This window comes from Sinosporangium siamense, assembly GCF_016863435.1.
Lineage (GTDB): Bacteria > Actinomycetota > Actinomycetes > Streptosporangiales > Streptosporangiaceae > Sinosporangium > Sinosporangium siamense.
Genome location: NZ_BOOW01000059.1, coordinates 1 through 17,791, shown reverse-complemented (window position 1 = coordinate 17,791; position 17,791 = coordinate 1). Strand labels below are relative to the sequence as shown.

Sequence of the window (17,791 nt, the reverse complement as noted above, 5' to 3'; positions counted from 1 at the left end):
CCTGCGGTGCCTCGGTGGGCGTCACGGCCGGCCGTCCGTGACACGGCCTCAGCGGCGAGCGGCCCCCACCAAGGCCTCGATGAGGCGGTTGTCGTCGCCCCGCTCCGGATGCCACTGCACGCCGACGGCGAACCGGTGCCCCTGGAGCTCCACCGCCTCGACGATCTGGTCGTCCGCCCATGCCACGGCCTGCAGCCCGTTGCCGAGGCGCCGTACCGACTGCTCATGCGGAGCGACCACCTCCACGTGGTCACCGATGGCCTTGCCGAGGGTGCTCGACACGCTGACCTGGATGACATGGGTCTGCCCGGCCTCGGCGTGCCGGTTGTGGTCCACCACGTCGGGCAGCCAGGGGATCAGCGTGCCGCCCTGCGCCACGTTGAGCACATGCATGCCCCGGGCGACGGCGAGCAGCGGGATGTCGGCGTTGACGGCGGCACGTGCCAAGGCCAGTTCGAAGCGGTCGCGGTGGGGCTGCGGTGGGGCGACCCTCGTCTCGGCGGCTTCGCCGTACACCTCGGGGTCCAGCGCCGTCCCGTCCGCGAAGATCAGGCCGGAAAGGCTGGAGACGTAGGTGTTGATGCTGCCGGGGCCGACCGGGGGCAGCAGCACGGGGGCTCCACCGGCCTTCTGCACCGCCTTGGCGTAGGCGGGCGGCGACAAGGTCGCCTCCCTGACCCAGGAACCCCACCGGGCTGCTTCGAGATAGGCGGTGATACCGATCAAGGGTCGGGTCATACGTGATCTCCAGGGGGCATCCATGAGGTCCCGACCGCCCTGTTCCGAGCAGTGAAGCACCCCATCTCCAGCGGCATGCCCCATCATGGCCTACACCATTTCGGTTATGTCGGGCTTCCGCGGTATCAGAATCACACCTTTTTCCACCGTCGCCCGTCTCCTACCCCGGGCCTGGGGCGCTCTCCGCCCCGGGACGAATCCCCCACGACATGACAGCTCGTCGGCCGGTACGGCGAAGCCTCCTGGCGCACACCCCCGCGAGCAGCGGTCCACCGAATCCCCCGCACCATCACAGCCCACCGCACGGTACGGCGAAGCCCCACCGGCCACCAGCCCGATCGGACCCGCCACACCGCACCGGAAGCCCCGCCCTCCCCCAACCCCGGCACGACCACCCGCGCCCCGATCGAATCCCCCGCGCCACCACAGCCCACCGGACACCTCGGCAAAGCCCCGCCTTCACCCCGCACCTGGCGAACGACGACAGCGAGGCCACCCCGAAAACCACCCAAGATATACGCATTTCAGCGTTGACAAATACACCCACGAAAGAAACGTGATTTTTCCTCACTTCTCCCCACTAGACATTTACCCGACACCTCACAGAGAATAGCGATTCAGTTACAGATGGTATGGATTCGCACCACATTGCGATGAAACGGTTGTGACTTTCGCACGCTGATGGAACACTTCAAAACGAGCGACCGGTCGAGCCGGGGCCGCCGGGCGCTCACAACCCGGAGTGTCAGGGAGGTGCATCTTTAGACCGGTTAATCGGTCCGGTCACTTTAGGGTGGTTCTGGTTTAAATGTCGTTGAATCCCCGTCTCGTCAAGGAGAGCTTCTCCGTCATCGAGCCTGTCGCGGACAAAGCGGCAGCCTACTTCTACGGCCGGTTATTCGCGGAGAATCCCCACCTCAGGGGCATGTTCCCGCCGGCCATGGACCTACAGCGCGACAGGCTGTTCGGCGCGCTGACACGCATTGTCTGGAGCCTGGACAGCCCGGACGGGCTGGCGTCCTACCTCGGGCAACTGGGACGCGACCACCGGAAATACGGCGTGGTGGCCGCTCACTACACGGCCGTCGGCAACGCGTTGCTGGCGACGGCGCGGCGTTTCGCCGCGGAGGTGTGGACGGCGGAGGTCGAGGCCGCCTGGGTCGCGGCCTACACCGTCGCGGCGGACCTGATGTCGAAGGCCGCGGAGGCGGACTCCGAGTTCTCACCCGCGTGGTGGCTGGCCGAAGTGGTGGATCACGAGCTCCGGGCCGAGGATATCGCCGTCCTCACATTGCGCCCCAACCAGCACTTACCGTATACAGCAGGGCAGCACATCACCGTGCAGACACCACGGTGGCCCAGGGTGTGGCGCAGCTACTCGGTCGCCAACGCCCCCCGCGAGGACGGCGTGATCCGCCTTCATGTACGCGCCCTCACCGGAGGCTGGGTGTCGACCTCGCTGGTGCGGCACACCCGCGTCGGCGACACGCTGATGCTGGGGCCCGCCGTCGGCGGGATGGTTCCCCCGGGGGACAACGTCCGCGACGTGCTGTGTGTGGCGGGCGGCACCGGTCTCGCACCGCTCAAGGCGATCGTCGAAGACATCATCACCTCGGGCCGCCGGATCAATGTGCACTTGCTCTACGGTGCACGAACTTCAGGTGAGCTTTACGACTTATCCGATCTCGTGCGGATGGAAGCGGCACACCCGTGGCTGCGAGTGATCCCTGTGGTCTCCGACCAGCCGTTTTTTGAAGGATTACGGGGAATGCTGCCGGAAGTGATGTCACGATTCCCGTCGTGGGCCGATCATGAGGTCTACCTCTGCGGGCCCACCGACATGGTCAACGAGACCGTGCGCCGGCTCCAAGAAGCCGGCGTGCCACTCAGCCGAATCCACCGGGACACGGCAGCGGAACTCTGAAGCCAGGAAACCAGGGGGCCTGGAAAGAGGGCGGGGCAGACTGACCACTCCCCGCCCTCCCGCCTTTTTCGGTCCATGGCAGCGCCGTCGGAGGAACGATTATCCGTCAGGCAGCTAGAAAAGGGGCGCCTTCACCGCGCAAATGGCATGTACCCAGCTTGTTCCCCATCCCTGCGTGACACGATGGTCCTGATCCGCACGCAGCGGAGCGAACAACCACCAGGGAGGCTGTCATGCGCGAAGCACTCCTCGCGATCGGCACACGCAAGGGGCTGTTCCTCGCGAGGTCAAGCGACGGGAGTCCGTTCGCCGTGCAGCCTGTCAGGTTCTCCACGGTCGGCGTGCACGCGGTCGCCATCGACACCCGGGGACACGTCCCCCGGGTCCTCGCCGCCATCGAATACGGACATTTCGGCCCATCCATTATGTGGTCCGACGATCTCGGTGAGACCTGGAACGAAGCACAGAGACCGCCCGTCGCCTTCCCGGACCACACCGGCGCGACCCTGACCCGGATTTGGCAGATCACCCCATCCCCCACCGAGCCGGGGGTCGTCTGGGCGGGCGCCGAGCCGGGAGCGCTGTTCCGCTCGGAGGACGGGGGCAAGACCTACAGCCTGGTGCAAGGGCTGTGGAATCACCCGCACCGCCCCCAATGGCAACCCGGCGGAGGCGGCCTATGCCTCCACACCGTCGTCCCCCACCCGAAGGACAGCGCCAAACTGGGCATCGCCGTGTCCGCTGCCGGTTTCTATCGCAGCGACGACGGCGGACAGACCTGGGAGGCGGCCAACCGCGGCATCCGCGCCCCCTTCCTCCCGGAAGGCGGGCAGTTCCCGGAGTTCGGGCAATGCGTGCACAAGGTAGCCCAGCACCCCGCCCACCCGGACCGGCTCTACCTCCAGCACCACTTCGGGGTCTACCGGAGCGACGACTTCGGCGGCACCTGGACCTCGATCGGCGATGATCTGCCGTCCGACTTCGGCTTCCCCGTCGTCGTGCACCCCACCAAGCCGGACACGGTCTTCGTGCTCCCCCTGGAGTCGGATATGGACCGTGTGCCGGTCGACCACCGTTACCGGGTGTTCCGCACCGACGACGCCGGCGACACCTGGCACGCCTACACCCGCGGCCTGCCCGAGCCGCCCGTCCACGCCTCGGTGCTGCGCGACGCGATGTCCGCCTCACCCGCCGGGCTGTTCTTCGGCACCCGCGACGGCGAGGTGTACGGCTCGCGCGACGACGGTGAGACATGGACCCGAATCGCCCGGCATCTCCCCGACGTGCTCACCGTGCGCTCCGCCATACTCCCCTCGGTGCGGGAGCCCGGGTTCATGTCCGGCACCAACCAGCGGATGGGGTCTTAGGAAGTGATGGCTCGACCGGTCATGCTCGTGACTTTCGTCTTACCGAGCACGCTACGGCACTGGGTCGGCGACGCCAGCGAGGTGAAGGTCTTCGCGGTGGCCGACCACAGCACCACCCAGCCCACACTCGGCGGCGCACTGGACACTCTGCGCCGGACCCACCCCAAACTCGAAGGACGTCTCCGCGACGACTACGGCCGCATCCGCAGACACATCAGCATGTTCGTCTGCGGCGAGAACGCCCGCCGCATCGGCGGCCTGGACTGCGTGCTCCCCCCGGGCGCGGAGGTCTACGTGCTGCCCGCCATCGGCTGAGCCGCTCCCACCCGGGACCGGCTCAGCCCGCGGTCTCCTAGGGCGCGACCCGCCCGTTGGCGACGAACGCGGCGTGGGTCAGCGGCATCAACTCAGCCCAGATCGCCTCCATGCGCTCGGCCACCATCTCGATCTCGCGCTGCGGGAACGACGGCACACGCGCCCGCTCGTCCTTGGTGCGCAGGGACAGGAAGTGCATCAGCGAGCGGGCGTTGCACGTGGCATACATCGTCGAGAACAATCCGACGGGGAGCACGGCCCGGGCCACCTCACGGGCGACACCGGCCTCCAGCATCTCCTGGTAGGCGGCATATGCCTGGCGATAGGAGGACTCCATCGCCTCGGTGACCACCTTGTGCTGCTCGTCGGACCCCGGCACGAACACATAACGCCCGGGCTTGCCCTCTTGCACAAGCTTGCGTTCATGCCCCGGCACATAGAAAACCGGACTTAGCTCGCGATAACGCCCACTCTCCTCGTTGTATGAATTGTGCACGACAATTCCATTTGCGAGGAAATTATGCCAAGGCCCCTCGACCGACAAGTCGTAGGTCATCTCCTCACCGTCGTCTTCGGCGGAGACGATCGGGTCGGGCTTCGCGATGGAGATCTTCCCACCACGCTTAGCCAGGGCCTGCTCCGAATTGCTCTTCGTCCGGTGACACTTCGTACATGCGGGCTTGAGATTGCGCTCATCGAGAGCCTTCAGTAGGTCCGATGCGACAGGAACCACATGGTCCAGTGTCAACTCGTCGCGATCGAATGTCTCAGAGCACAGATAGCAGGTGTCCACCTGCTTGATGAGCCGGAGCCGCTGCATAGAGGTCCACACACCGATGCCCCGGCGAAGCGAGGGGGGAACCAGCGCCTCGGACGGACGTGGTGCCGTGCCTGCGACCATGAGTTCGTCGCCGACGACGAGCTCTCCGGCCTTCCTCCAGCCATGCGGGGTGAGGACCGCATGATCAACGGAACACCTCAGCGTGCGACCACTCGCTGTGCTAAGCCGGATCAACTGCTTGACCCCGGACTCCATCACGTCCACGATCCTGGCGCGAGAGGCCATGAGAGTCACCTCGTCGAAGCATCGCACATGGTTGCGGCGGACCGAGTCGAGCTTTCGCACTCGCTTCGAAGGGTTTGCCTCCCTGAAAGCGGCTACTGCCTGAGCTGCCGCCTCCTTTGTGTCATGTAGCCCAAGATAGTGAATGCGCTTGCTGTGCCTAACCTGCGCTGTCCACTTCTGTGCACCCTTGTGCCACGAGACACCTCCCCCCGCACGGGGCAGGACGTCTTCGACACCGTGATGCCAGAGCCGGTAGAGCTCTGCGATGGTTCGACGGCGAATATGCCCTTTCTCACTCACCAGCGTGATCTCGGAGTCGCCGGCGAGACACCAGCCGACTCGATGACGGTGGAATTCGCGGAACACGAAGATCGGCGCATTGATGAAGAAGGTCATCGAGTTGTGCTCGAACGGGCTGCCGTGCCGGTCCCGCATGAGGTAGTTGATCAACCCCTTGGACTTCTCAGCGTCCTTGTTGACCTCCTCGATCGACTGCTCCCCCGCCGTGGACACCCTCGCCGCCCACAGAACGTCGGTGTCCTTCGCGCTGTGCCGCACCAGCTCGACGGTCACGTCGGAGAGGAAACGCGGTTCACCGCTCATGAGATCCCCCTGTCGTCATCGCTACCCAGACCGCCGTACATGCTAGACCTCCTCGTCACCGCACCGCTCAGGCGTCCTCACCATGACCTGCGATCCGGGTCTCCGCTCAGACGATCACAGCCGGTAGACGCGGCGGGCGTTGCCGGAGCCGATCATGTGGGCGAAGCGGGCGGCGTCGGCGGGCGACCAGTCGCCCCGGCCGATGCGGGCGGCAAAGGCATGGGCGAGGCCGCGGCGATGGTGGAGGGCGCCGAGCAGCAGGGTCTCGGCGAGGGCCGAGCCGCCGGAGCCGAACATCAGCTTGTGGAAGGGCACAAGGTCGAGCACTTCGCCGATGGCGGTGGCGGAGGCCGAGGAGGCGAGGCCCATGCCGAGGTCGAGGTAGACGTGCGGGAAGACGGCGGCCAGGTGGGCGGCCTGCCGGTGGAACGGGTGGCAGTGCAGCAGGATGACCGGCACCCCGAGGTGCTGCACAACCCTGACGAACCCCGCCATCAATGTGGGATCGGCGCGGTAAGGATCGATCCCGGCTCGCCCGTGGCCCGTCGGAAGCTGGAGCGGGAGCCCCCGCTCGCGGGCCACGTCGACGGCGGCCCACAGCAGGTGCCTGAGCAGCACCGGGTCGCCGAGGATCTCCTTGGGGTCGGCGAGACGGCGGTTGGCCGCAGCGATGACCGACCCCCGGCTCGGGCGGGCGGGGTCGAAGTGCAAGCCGTGCCGGTGCGCGATGGCCGAGGTGAGGCCGACGGCGCGGGCCGCACGCTCGTGCAGCGCCACCGCCAGCGACTCCATGTAGTCGACCGCGGTGCGGGCCCTCTCGGCGACCCGCTGCTCGATGCCCTCCAGCCCCACGACCTCGTCGGCCGCCGCCCCGCCGAGACGCCCCATCTCCGCCGTCGACAGGACCTCCGGCCCCGCGTCCGCCGTGTCGACCAGGAACGCGGCCACCCCCGCGGCTCGAAGCAGCCTCCAGTTGACCTCGTCGGCCCCGAGCTCGGCGCGTCGCGACAGGTAGACGGCGGGCGCCGCATGCACCGGAAGGTCAAGCAGCGGCGCACACCATCGGCGCACCGCCACACCGGCGGAGCTGTCGAAGTGTGTGGTGCCCGGCGGGGCGGGCGCTCCGGACTCCGCGATCAGGATCTCGAACCGCGCCCTGGAGAGGTCGTCACGCTCCACCCCCCGGCAGTGTTGATCGATCATCGGGGCAAGCAGGGCCTCCCGCACCTGATCAGGCAGCCCGTCGGGCCACCCGGCGCCGTCCTCCTCGTCCCACCCTCCACGCGCTTGCCGCGATCGCCTTCCCGGCCCCGTCTCGCTCCGCCCCTCCCGGGCTCTTAAACCCGCCCCGCCTTCCTCACCGCCGCTCTCCGTGTCCCCGCCGAGGTCGCTCACCGCCCCCGTCAGGCCACCCGTGTCGACGCGGCTCCAACCCGTCCGCCCGGCATCACTCCCGCGGCGGCCGCCGCCGGACTCGCGGTTCGCCGTCCCCATCCCACCGGCGGCCGTGCCCCTGGCGGCAGGCCCGCTCAACGCCCGGCCGTCCGCGCGCGAAGGCTCACCGGGATCATCCGAGTCCGCCGCGTGCGCTCCCACACCGCTCCCACCGGCAAGCCCGCCCTCTGCCCGGCCCACGCCACCCCGAGAGGGCCTCTTGGCGGTGTGGCCCGTCGCGGTGTGGCCCGTCACGGTGTGCCCCGTCTCAAGCCCCAGATCAGGCTGCACGAGTGCCGGCGAACCCGAGTCCGCCGCCTGTGCCCCTCCCGAACCAACGGCGCCGGCCCGCCCTCTCCGCACCCACCCCGCGTCGCTCCCCCGCCGTGACTCCCCACGAAGCTCGTCGAAAGCCGGGCCGTGCTCAGCCCCTTGGCCGGTCTCACTCCCCCCTCCATGAGCCACCCCCGCCGGGTCTTGACGCGCGCCCGGGAGCAACCCGGGGCCCGCCTCGCCCGTGCGGTCGCCGCCGGAGCCACGAACCCCGCCACGTTTCCCCTGAACGGCCTTATCGGAAGTCACCCCGCCGTCGGACACGGAATCGTCGTCCACCGTGCGACCGGACCCACGCCGAGGACCACCTGCCTTCCCCCCGGCCGCCCGCCGCGGCGACGCATCGTCTTCCCCGGACCACTCGCCTGAGCCCCGGGCCGGCTCATCACCGCTCTTCGCCCTGGCCTCCTGCCGGGGGGACGCATCCTCTTCCTCGAAAGACCCGCCACCCGTGCCCTGAACCGGCACCTCACCGGCCTTTGCCCTGCCCGGCCGCCGGGCAAGCGGGCCGGCCTGCTCCGGCACCTCACCGCTCTTCGCCTTGCCCGCCCGCCGAGGCGGGCCCCCCTCCGGCTCAGGCCCCCCGCCGGCCCCCTCCGGGACCTGCACGTCATCGGCCTTCCCCCTGCCGACCCGCCGAGGGGGCCCACCGTCTCCCCCGGCGAGACGGCCCTCGCCCGGAGGCTCCATCGGAGGCACGGCGCGGCGTGCCCGGGAGGGGCGCCGGGTGCCGGTGATCAGCCCGTCGACCAGTCCGCTGGCGGATGCCGCGTCGAAGCGCCCCGCGTCGTGTGGCCGCATCGCTCCCCCTCGCCGTTGCCGTGAGTGCCGCGTGAATGGCGCGCGAAGACAACCGGAGGCCGGTGAGGACATCACCTCACCGGCCCCGTGTCTCAACGCCGTGCAGACTCTAGGCCCTTCAGCCCCACCGGTCCGGCGTCTTTACTCTCTTTACTTAAGCCCTTTACCTGAGCCTTCCTTCGAGAAGGCGAATGTCCGCTCTCAGGTGTTACGGGCGGCCAATTTCAGCACATTGGCGATGATCTTCTCCCCCGCCCCGCCCTCGGTGGTGAGGATGGACTCCGGGTGGAACTGTACGGCGAAGCGCCGGTTGGCAGGGTCCTCGATCGCCATCACAGCCCCGTCGGGCGTGAAGGCGGTGGAATCGAACCCGATCACACCCTCCCGCTTGGCGTGCACCGAGTGGTAACGGGCCGCGGTGAACTCGGCGGGCAGGCCGGACAGCAGCGCACTCTCCCCCTCACGGCCGACCTGGCCGCGTTTGCCGTGCTCGGGGTAGGGCAGCAGGCTCAGAGTGCCGCCCGCGTGCTCGACCATGGCCTGAAGGCCGAGGCACACCCCGAAGACGGGCAGCCCCCGCTCATAGACCGCGTCCAGCAGCGCGGAGGTGCCGAAGTCGGACGGCCACCCCGGGCCGGGTGACAGCACGACCAGCGAGGGGGCGAGCTCGTCGAGCATGCGCAGCGGGAAGCCGTGGCGCAGGGTCGTGACCTCCGCCCCTTGCCGCCGGAAGTAGTCGGCGAGGGTGTTGACGAAGGAGTCCTCGTGGTCGACGAGGAGCACCGACATGCCCGCGCCGGGCTGCTCGGCCTCGGCGGGCTCGGCGGGCTCGGCGGCTGGGCGGCCGACGGCGGCCAGGGCGCCGAGCAGGGCGCTGGCCTTGAGCTCGGTCTCGCGCTCCTCGGCGTGCGGGTCGGAGTCGAACAGAAGCGTGGCCCCGGCGCGCACGGCGGCGACGCCGCCCCTGATCTGGGCGGTGCGCAGGGTGAGGCCGGTGTTCATCGAGCCGTCGAAGCCGATGTAACCGACTGCTCCGCCGTACCACCGCCGGGTAGTGGCCTCGTGCTCCTCGATGAACTGCATCGCCCAGGTCTTGGGCGCGCCGGTGACGGTGACAGCCCACATGTGGGTGAGGAAGGCGTCGAGCGCGTCGAACTCGGGCCGCAGGCGGCCCTCGATGTGGTCGACGGTGTGGATGACCCTGGAGTACATCTCGATCTGGCGGCGGCCGATCACCTTGACGCTGCCGGGGACGCAGACGCGCGACTTGTCGTTGCGGTCGACGTCGGTGCACATCGTGAGCTCCGACTCCTCCTTGATGCTCGACAGGAGGGTGCGGATGTTCTCGGCGTCCTCGACGGGGTCGACGCCGCGGGCGATGGTGCCGGAGATGGGGCACGTCTCGACGCGGTCGCCGCCGACCCTGACATACATCTCGGGGGAGGCGCCCACGAGGTGCTCGCCGTCGCCCAGGTTGAAGAGAAACTCATAGGGCGCGGGGTTGCTCGCGCGCAGGTGCCGGTAGAAGGCGGGCGGGTCGGCGCAGGGCGCGTGGAACACCTGGCCGGGCACGACCTCGAACAGGTCGCCGCGGACGAACTTCTCCTTCGCCGCGGCCACGACCTCGGCATAGTGCCCCCGCACGGGGTCACTCGGGATCTCGGCGGGCGGCGGCGCGAGGGGCAGGGTCTCGCCGTCGCGGGGCAGGCCGGCGGTGGTGACGCCGTCCACGGTGAACTCATAGAGGTATTCCCGGCTGGTCTCGCGTTTGCGGTCGACGACGAGAACCCGGTCGGGCAGGTGGAGCACCAGGTCGCGCTGGTCGGCGGGGCGGGTGAGCACCTGCCGGATCGGCTCGAACTGGAACGCCAGGTCATAACCGAACGCGCCATACAGCCCGAGGTGCTCGTCGTCGCCTTTGAACGCCGCGATCACCTCGCGGATGGCGCTGAACACCGTGGGGCGGCGGCTGCGCATCTCCTCGGGAAGGAGGTCCTCCGACTCCGGGACGTGCACCTCGACCCGGTCGCCGGACGGCTCCTCGGTGGGTTTGCCCGCCGCCAGCAGGCACGAGGTGACGGCGGGAAGCACGATGCGCCCGCGCGCGTTGAGCGCCCTGGCCGAGATGCGCCGCCCTCTGGCCACGATCTCCAGGCAAGGGTCGACATAGGCGAGGTGCCACCGGCTGTAGCGGCCGGGGTATTCCATGCCCGAGGACAACACCCCACCCCGGCGCCGGCCGAGCGAGCTCACGATCTCTTCAAGCACCGACTCGGGCACATCACCGGCCGACACTTCAACCGCTACCCCACTGGCGGTGGTATATCCGCTGATCTCCACCTTTGAATCTCGCCCCACTTCGCAAATAATGATGCCCCGGGGGCGGGCATGGAGAAGGCCGCCTCCCAGGGCGGCCGTCTGATTCACATGCGAGAACCCGCGCCGCCTAGAAGCGGCGCCACCACATTGAGTTGCTACGGGTTCGCATGGCGCCAAGGCTAGCCCCAACCCGATGATCACGCAACGCGAGTACGGCAAAGCCACGTCGGCCGCGCCCCCGCAGGTCGGCGTGCCTCCGGGGCTCCGCCGCGCCACGACAGCCGTCGTGATGTCCTGCCCGCATGGTCAGCGGGGGTGGTGACGGCGGGTGAGGCCGTTGAGGTGGGCGTAGACCACGGCGTGGACGCGGTCGCGGAGGCCGAGTTTGGCGAGGATGCGGGACACGTGTGTCTTCACGGTCTCCTCGCCGACGTGGAGGGCGCCGGCGATCTCGGCGTTGCTCCGGGCTTCGGCGAGCAGCATGAGCACCTCGCGCTCACGGACGGTGAGCCGTCCGACACCGGGGGGTTCCGCGGCGGGTTCGATCGAGGTGGCGAAGCGGGCGACCAGGCGCTTGGTGACCGAGGGGTCGATCAGGGCGTCGCCGCGCGCCGCGACGCGGATGGCCGAGGTCATCTCCTCGGGGGGCAGGCTCTTCAGCAGGAATCCGCTGGCGCCGGCCCGCAGGGCGCGGTAGACGTATTCGTCGCTGTCGTAGGTCGTCAGTACAAGAACTCTGGTGGTGTTGCCGGGCGCGGACAGGATCGCCTCGGTGGCGGCCAGGCCGTCGAGCCTCGGCATGCGCACGTCGAGGATGGCCACGTCGGGGCGGAGCCTGCGGGTCTCGGCCACGGCCTCGCGGCCGTCGGCGGCCTCGGCCACGCACTCGAGGTCGGGTTGAGTGTCGAGGACGGCCCGCATGCCGGAACGGAACATCGCGTGATCGTCGGCTAGCAGCACGCGCAGTGTCACACGGTCTCCCCAGGGACTAGGCGGCAGAGGAAAGGAAAGGTCTCATAACGATCATGCCGTGTCGCGAAGCTCTAGGAGGCACGGCGGCCGGCGACCTCGGCGACGCGCTCAAGATCGGGCCGGGTGGTAAGGGCCATACGTGGCTCGGGACACCGTGAACGGCACCGGGCTGAAGCCCACCATGGCCACCGCGATGAAGCGGTCCGGCGAAGGACCCGTCGCGATCATGTCGCTTCGAGGGGGAAGCCGACCTGGAGGCGCCAGTGGCGGCCGTCGGCCTGGGTGCCGTAGGTGATGCGGCCGCCGAAGAGGGCGACGCGCTGTCTGATCCCGGCCAGGCCGCGGGCCGGGGAGTCGCGGGGGGTCCGGACGCGCAGGCCCTTGGGGATGGGGTTGGTGACGGTGACGACGACATCGCCGGGTTGGTAGGTGAGTTCGACGCTGACGGAGTCGCCGTCCCCGTGGCGGAGGGCGTTGGTGAGGGCCTCCTGGACGATGCGGTAGAGCGCGATGTCGAGTGAGCCGGGCACGCGGCGCGGCATGCCGCGCATGGCCAGTTCGACCGCCAGTCCCGCCGTCCGGACCTTTTCCACGAGTTCGTCGATGTTGTGGAGGCCGGGCTGGCGCATGGTGCCGGTGCCGGTGCCGTTGAGGATGTCGAGCATTTTGCGCAGGTCGGCCATGGCGGCGCGGGTGCCCTCCTCCACGGCGGCGAGGGAACGCGCCACGCCGGTGAGCGATGTGCCGGGCTCCGCCGTACCGAGGCCAAGGCGGGCCGCGCCGGCGTGCACGCTGATGGCGCTCACGTGGTGGGAGATCACGTCGTGCAGGTCGCGGGCGATGGCGCTGCGTTCCTCGGCGACGGCGCGCTGCACCGCGGCCTCCTCGGCGATGCGCCGCTGTTCGGCCTGCTGCTCCAGTTTGGAGAGGAAGGCGCGTCTGGCGGTGGTGTAACGCCCGACCATCCACGGCAGCAGGGCGTTGCCGATGACCAGGAATCCCACGGCGCCCAGCCCGATGTGCTGTCCGGTCAGCAGGGTGCCGCCCACGACGCCCGCGACGAGAGCGGCCAGGGCGACGAACGAGTGGGTGGAGCGCAGCCACGCCCCGGCGCGGTAGCCGGCGACGAGCAGCCCTGCCGTGGTAGCGGAGCGCGGGTCGCCCGCGCCGTCGACGATGAGGTGGCCGGCGAAGAGGTGGACCGTGCCCTGCAGGACGGCAACGACACCGGACAGCCGCGCGGGGCCGGCCAGCGCGGCGTCGGCGACCACGAGGATCACGAGCGCCGCCCACAGCCTCGGCCCGCCGGAGGGGGACGGGCCTGCGACGATGAACGAGCCGACATCCGCCACGACGCACGCGGCGGCGACCAGAATCGCCTGACGGGTTAACGAACGGCTGGGGTCTCGCACCTGGTTCACGCTGCTCCACTACGTCGGCCTGTCACGCGAACCCGCCTACCCCTAGGGGTACGGCCGCGGCCGCACGGTCGGCCGCCGGAGGGGCGCTGAACAGGAGTGGGTGTCCCGGAAAGGTATCCCGCCAACCTGGCAAAAGACATCAGTAGAACTGATTACCTGCACCAACGTAGGGTCAAATGTCCCTCCTGGGAGGGATGGGGAATCACACCATTTGAGGACGCTTTCCTGGGGGCGTTTGAATAGCGTCGCCCCTCGATGAAGACCTACGGATTCCTTCTGCGGGTGTCCACGGTGCTCCTGATCGTCCTGGTGGTCCTCACCGCGGGTGCGGTGACGGGAGGGCGGCCCGCGTGGGCCGACGGGGCACCGGCGGGCCAGGACCTGCACATATCCCAGACACTGGGGGCCAGGGAGCTGACGGTGGTGGTCCGCCGGGCCGACGCCGTACCCGGGCCGCTCAGGGTCGACGTGATCACCCACGCGGGCACTCCCGCCGGGCGGCTCGCACTGCGGGTGATCCCGACGGGCGCGAGCACCGCGGCGGGCGAGCTGCCCGCGGCGGGCTCGGTCGTCGCCGAGGGGACGCTGGACCTCGGTGCCGTCCCCGGCTACCACGGCGTCACCCTGCGGGTGGATCGGCCGGGGCCGTGGGAGCTCGCCGTCGACGACGGGGAACGGGTGGCGCGCATCCCGTTCATCGTGCCGGCGCGTGTGGTCACGCCTCCGGAATTCGCGGCCTATGTCGGTTTCACCGCCGCGGGTGCACTGCTTCTCGTCGCGCTCGCGCTTGTGGTGTGGGCACGTCGGTGGTGGTTGTCGCTGTTCCCTGCGGGCGGGATGGTCGCCGCCGCAGCGGTGGGGGTGACCGGGGCGCTGCTGTCGGCGACCACGCCGCTGCCGCCGCAGGCCGGCCCGGATCTGGACCCGACGATCGACAACGTCACGGCGCCCTACTCCGTCAAACGTCCCCCTTTGGAGGACCTCTCGCGCCCACCGGTGAACATGCACCTGCGACCGCCGGAGGAGGCGAGCGCGGGGCGGCGGGTGGAGTTCGACCTGCTGCTGACCGACGGGGCCACCGGGCGGCCGGTCGACGACCTGCTCGTGCACGACAGCGCGCTGATCCATCTGATCGTGGTGTCGCCGTCGGGACGGCTCTGGCACCTGCATCCGGTGCGGATCGGACGCGGTCACTACCAGGTGAGCCTGGTGGCGGGCGAGGCCGGGCATTACGCGGTGACAGCGGAGGTCGCGCGGCGCGGCGGCGGGGTGCAACTGCTGCGCTCGGCCACCGGTTTCGAGGTCGGGCCCGGCCTGGCTCACGCCGTACCGGCCCCCGAACCCAAGGGCCTCGGCCTGCGTGAGGTGGACGGGACGGCGGTGGATCTGTCCGTCACGGGCGGGGCGTACGGCGAAGCCACCGGCATCGCCGGCTCCAACGGCACCCCCGGCACCCCCGGCACCCCCGGCACCGAGGGAGTGTCCGGCGGGTCCGCTGCGAAGGGTGTGTCCGCCGAGGCCGGCGCCGCCAAGGAGGCGGCGGTCGAGCCCTCCGCGACGGAGGTCGTCGCAGGACAGGCGACGACGATCAACGCAAAGATCGGCGACACAGCCGACCTCCAGCCGTGGCTCGGCATGGAGGGGCACATGATCGTGGTTGGTCCGCTGCCCGAGGGGAAGCCGGTGGGCAAGGCCACCGAGAGCGCGCCGATCTGGGCGCATGTGCACGCCATGGGGGCCGTACGGAAGGACGGTGTGGGCGGTCAGCCCGATGAGACCGTGGCGGCCTTCGGGCCGACGGTGAGGTTCACCTACACCTTCCCGCAGCCGGGGCGCTACCGGCTCTGGGTGCAGGCGGAGCGGAACTACTCGATTGTGACGGTGCCCGCGATCCTCGACGTCGGGCGACCGGAGGGAGGGGATCCCCCAGCATGACGGACACCACCCCGGCGGACGGCCCTTCGGCGCCCGGCCGCACCCCGGCGAGCGGCACCCCAGCAAACGACGTCTCAGCAGACAACATCCCGGCACCCGACAGCAGCACCACAACCCTCGGCGTCCCGGCAGACGGCACCACCTCGGCTCGGTCCACAGGTAAGCGCAGGTTCCTCTCGACCGTGCTCTCCCTCGCGCTCCTCGCCGGGCTGGCGTTGTGGATCTTCTGGCCCCGGGATGCCGGCGGCCCCGCCGTACTCCACAACGGCACCGCCGCCTACCAGATCAAACTCACCCTGCACAGCCCGAAGAGGGGCACCAGCCCGGTCACGGTGCACGTGACCGACCGCCAGGGCAAGCCGGCGGCGCTGACGACCGTCAGTGTCGAACCGGTCATGCCTCACATGGGGCACGCCGCCGCACCCGCGACCGCGGTGGCGGGGGCGCCGGGGCTCTACCGCGCGGACAACGTGCGGTTCTTCATGGCGGGCGCCTGGGAGATCACCGTGGTGCTCCGCGGCCCCACCGGCACCGACCAGGCCGTCTTCCCGGTGCTGGTCACATGACAGGCAGCCCCGCATGAACCCTGCCGAACCCGCAGCAAAAGCCGGTCCCACAGCAGAACCCGGCCACACAACACCAACCGATCACTCGACAACGACTCCACAGCGAGTCCTCACCACAAAGGGGAACATCTCATGACCATCGCCGCGCCCGGAGCAGCCTCGGGGCGTGGGCGCGCCTCGGCGTCGTCACGCGCCGCCATCGCGTCCAAAGGCTGGATTCCAGCCTCAGTCGTCATGCTCGGCGTCGTGTTCTCGCTCACCGCGCTCAGCTGGGACGTGCAGTGGCACGTCGACGTCGGCCCCGACACGTTCTTCACGCTGCCCCACCTGTTCTTGTACGCCGGGAGCGCCCTGGCGGGGCTCGCCAGCCTGGCCGTGGTGCTCAGCACGACCGCGGCGCACCGCGCGGGACGGCCCGTCGACCCCAGCACCGGCGGACAGCCGATCGCGGTGTTCGGCAAGACCTTCCAGGCCCCCGTGGGCTACCTGATCTCGGGGGCGGGCGCCGCGGGCTTCCTGCTGTACGGCCTGGCCGACATGTGGTGGCACAGCCTCTACGGCTTCGACGCCGTCATCGAGTCGCCCCCGCACATCGGCCTGCTCCTGTCGATCTCGTTCACCATGGTCGGCGTCGTGGTCGTCTTCGCCACGGCGTGGAAGCACACCTGGGGCAAGGCCGGGGTCGTCGTGGCCGCCCCCGTCATGACGGCCTTTACGATGGTGTCGCTGCAAGGGCTCAACCTGCTGAGCTTCGGCCCCTTCCGCATCCGCGGGTCGACCATCGGCGAGATCTTCCTGCTGGCGATGGTCACCGTCACCGTCGTCGTCTTCGTACGGAGCGCCCGGTTGACGCTCGCCTATGGTCTCGCCTACGCGGGCGTTCAGGCCGTGCTGTGGTGGTTCACTCCCGCCGCCACCCGCTGGTACGCCGACGTGACCGGTCTGCCGCTGCGCGACTTCGTAGGTGACGGGGGGCCGGTGGTGCCGGGGATGATGGCGATGAGCCTGCTCCCCGTGGCCCTGGTCGTCCACGCCGCCCTCTCCCGGGCGCCGCGTGCCCCCGCCTCCCTCAAGCGGGCGGCGCCCCTCGTGGGCGCGCTCGCCGGACTGCTGCTCGCGGTCGGCTGGATCGTGCAGAGTTCGCTGGTGTGGGGCGCGCCGTTCTTCAACGCCGCGTACATCGTACTTATCGCCTCGAGCGTGGTCCTCGGTGCGCTCGCCGGGCACCTCGGCAGGGGCTTCGGCCTGATCCTGCGCCACGCGGTGCCCACGACCGCCCCCTCCGCGGAAGGACGCTGACCGATGCGCCGACCATTTCAAACCGCCGCCGCGCTGATCGCCGCGCTGCTGCTCACCGCGCTCAGCGCGGCGCCCGCCCACGCCTACCCGCCCGTCGACATCGTGCACACCGAGAAGGTCAAGGCCGGGCCGTACACGATAACCGTCGGCTTCAGCGTCTGGCCGCTCCGGGCCATGCGGTCGCTGGACTTCACCTTCGTCCCCGACGGCGGCATCCACGGCAAACGTGCCACGATCGCCATGACCGGCCCCGAAGGGGAGGACGAGCCCCGTCCCATGGCCAGGCACCCGCGCAAGCGCGAGGTGTGGGGCATGGACACCACGTCCCTCGACTCCCAGGGCACGTGGAGCTTCGCGTTCGCCGTCGAGGGCCCGCAGGGGCGGGGCGAGGGGGTGCTCAAGAACATCGCCGTCCTGGAGCAGCCCGGCCCTCCGCTGGCGCTGAGCTGGGCCATCGGCACCATCCCGCTCTGGTGCCTGATCGCACTCCTGGCCGTGGCCTGGCGCCGCACCGGCACCGCCCGAGCCCCGGCCCCCGCCTGACCCCACGCCCGGAGCCGCCCGGCCCCCGGTAGAACGCCCGAGCCGAGGACCAAAGTCGCCCGAGTCCCGGCCCACACCTGACCCCAGGCCCAGCGCCGCCCCGGCCCCGGCCCCGGGCGGAACGCCTGCCCACGCCCCGCACCGGGTATTCCACC

General features: G+C 69.9%; 13 protein-coding genes. 7 read left to right on the top strand and 6 right to left on the bottom strand.

The features are described 5' to 3' along the window. Positions 1–48: 48 nt before the first annotated feature. Positions 49–738, bottom strand: coding sequence for a gamma-glutamyl-gamma-aminobutyrate hydrolase family protein (locus tag Ssi02_RS37335; RefSeq protein WP_204033239.1), 690 nt, complete (start codon positions 736–738; stop codon positions 49–51). Positions 739–1,546: 808 nt separating this feature from the next. Between Ssi02_RS37335 and Ssi02_RS37330 the strand changes: the two genes are divergently transcribed. From Ssi02_RS37330 to Ssi02_RS37320, 3 genes are all read left to right on the top strand, one after another. Next, positions 1,547–2,662: a globin domain-containing protein gene (locus Ssi02_RS37330; RefSeq protein ID WP_204033234.1), complete on the top strand. Its 1,116-nt coding sequence runs from the start codon at positions 1,547–1,549 to the stop codon at positions 2,660–2,662. A 233-nt stretch (positions 2,663–2,895) separates the two neighbouring features. Next, positions 2,896–4,029: a WD40/YVTN/BNR-like repeat-containing protein gene (locus Ssi02_RS37325; RefSeq protein WP_204033229.1), complete on the top strand. Its 1,134-nt coding sequence runs from the start codon at positions 2,896–2,898 to the stop codon at positions 4,027–4,029. Between the two features lie 27 nt (positions 4,030–4,056). Further along, positions 4,057–4,344: a ubiquitin family protein gene (locus tag Ssi02_RS37320; protein ID WP_204033224.1), complete on the top strand. Its 288-nt coding sequence runs from the start codon at positions 4,057–4,059 to the stop codon at positions 4,342–4,344. A gap of 37 nt (positions 4,345–4,381) precedes the next feature. Here Ssi02_RS37320 and thyX read toward each other — a convergent pair whose 3' ends face one another. The 5 genes from thyX to Ssi02_RS37295 form a co-directional block, all read right to left on the bottom strand. After that, positions 4,382–6,013, bottom strand: coding sequence for an FAD-dependent thymidylate synthase (gene thyX, locus Ssi02_RS37315; RefSeq protein ID WP_204033218.1), 1,632 nt, complete (start codon positions 6,011–6,013; stop codon positions 4,382–4,384). Between the two features lie 114 nt (positions 6,014–6,127). Beyond that, on the bottom strand, positions 6,128–7,216 hold the full coding sequence (locus tag Ssi02_RS37310) for an amidohydrolase family protein (protein ID WP_204033209.1): 1,089 nt from the start codon (positions 7,214–7,216) through the stop codon (positions 6,128–6,130). A gap of 1,566 nt (positions 7,217–8,782) precedes the next feature. Beyond that, a complete protein-coding gene (locus Ssi02_RS37305; RefSeq protein ID WP_204033198.1) occupies positions 8,783–10,921 on the bottom strand; it encodes an anthranilate synthase component I in 2,139 nt (712 codons plus the stop codon). Between the two features lie 285 nt (positions 10,922–11,206). Then, entirely contained in the window at positions 11,207–11,872 is a 666-nt protein-coding gene (locus Ssi02_RS37300) for a response regulator (protein ID WP_204033192.1), read from the bottom strand. 224 nt (positions 11,873–12,096) lie between these two features. After that, the gene (locus Ssi02_RS37295; protein WP_204033187.1) at positions 12,097–13,293 is read right to left on the bottom strand and encodes a sensor histidine kinase; all 1,197 of its coding nucleotides are present in this window, start codon (positions 13,291–13,293) and stop codon (positions 12,097–12,099) included. A 255-nt stretch (positions 13,294–13,548) separates the two neighbouring features. Here Ssi02_RS37295 and Ssi02_RS37290 point away from each other — a divergent pair, with 255 nt between their 5' ends. The 4 genes from Ssi02_RS37290 (at position 13,549) to Ssi02_RS37275 (ending at position 17,636) form a co-directional block, all read left to right on the top strand. After that, a complete protein-coding gene (locus Ssi02_RS37290) occupies positions 13,549–15,228 on the top strand; it encodes a DUF8832 domain-containing protein (RefSeq protein ID WP_204033181.1) in 1,680 nt (559 codons plus the stop codon). Continuing rightward, complete coding sequence (locus Ssi02_RS37285; RefSeq protein ID WP_204033176.1) at positions 15,225–15,794, top strand: FixH family protein; 570 nt, start codon at positions 15,225–15,227, stop codon at positions 15,792–15,794. The genes Ssi02_RS37290 and Ssi02_RS37285 overlap by 4 nt, the downstream gene beginning before the upstream one ends. Before the next feature lie 132 nt (positions 15,795–15,926). Next, entirely contained in the window at positions 15,927–17,093 is a 1,167-nt protein-coding gene (locus tag Ssi02_RS37280) for a hypothetical protein (RefSeq protein WP_204033161.1), read from the top strand. A 3-nt stretch (positions 17,094–17,096) separates the two neighbouring features. Next, entirely contained in the window at positions 17,097–17,636 is a 540-nt protein-coding gene (locus Ssi02_RS37275; protein WP_204033151.1) for a hypothetical protein, read from the top strand. Positions 17,637–17,791: the final 155 nt, after the last annotated feature.

Coding starts and splice junctions, on each gene's coding strand:
- Ssi02_RS37310 (WP_204033209.1), bottom strand. CDS start 7,216: ATGATCGATCAACACTGCCGGGGGGTGGAGCGTGACGACCTCTCCAGG.
- thyX (WP_204033218.1), bottom strand. CDS start 6,013: ATGAGCGGTGAACCGCGTTTCCTCTCCGACGTGACCGTCGAGCTGGTG.
- Ssi02_RS37280 (WP_204033161.1), top strand. CDS start 15,927: ATGACCATCGCCGCGCCCGGAGCAGCCTCGGGGCGTGGGCGCGCCTCG.
- Ssi02_RS37290 (WP_204033181.1), top strand. CDS start 13,549: ATGAAGACCTACGGATTCCTTCTGCGGGTGTCCACGGTGCTCCTGATC.
- Ssi02_RS37335 (WP_204033239.1), bottom strand. CDS start 738: ATGACCCGACCCTTGATCGGTATCACCGCCTATCTCGAAGCAGCCCGG.
- Ssi02_RS37330 (WP_204033234.1), top strand. CDS start 1,547: ATGTCGTTGAATCCCCGTCTCGTCAAGGAGAGCTTCTCCGTCATCGAG.
- Ssi02_RS37275 (WP_204033151.1), top strand. CDS start 17,097: ATGCGCCGACCATTTCAAACCGCCGCCGCGCTGATCGCCGCGCTGCTG.
- Ssi02_RS37285 (WP_204033176.1), top strand. CDS start 15,225: ATGACGGACACCACCCCGGCGGACGGCCCTTCGGCGCCCGGCCGCACC.
- Ssi02_RS37325 (WP_204033229.1), top strand. CDS start 2,896: ATGCGCGAAGCACTCCTCGCGATCGGCACACGCAAGGGGCTGTTCCTC.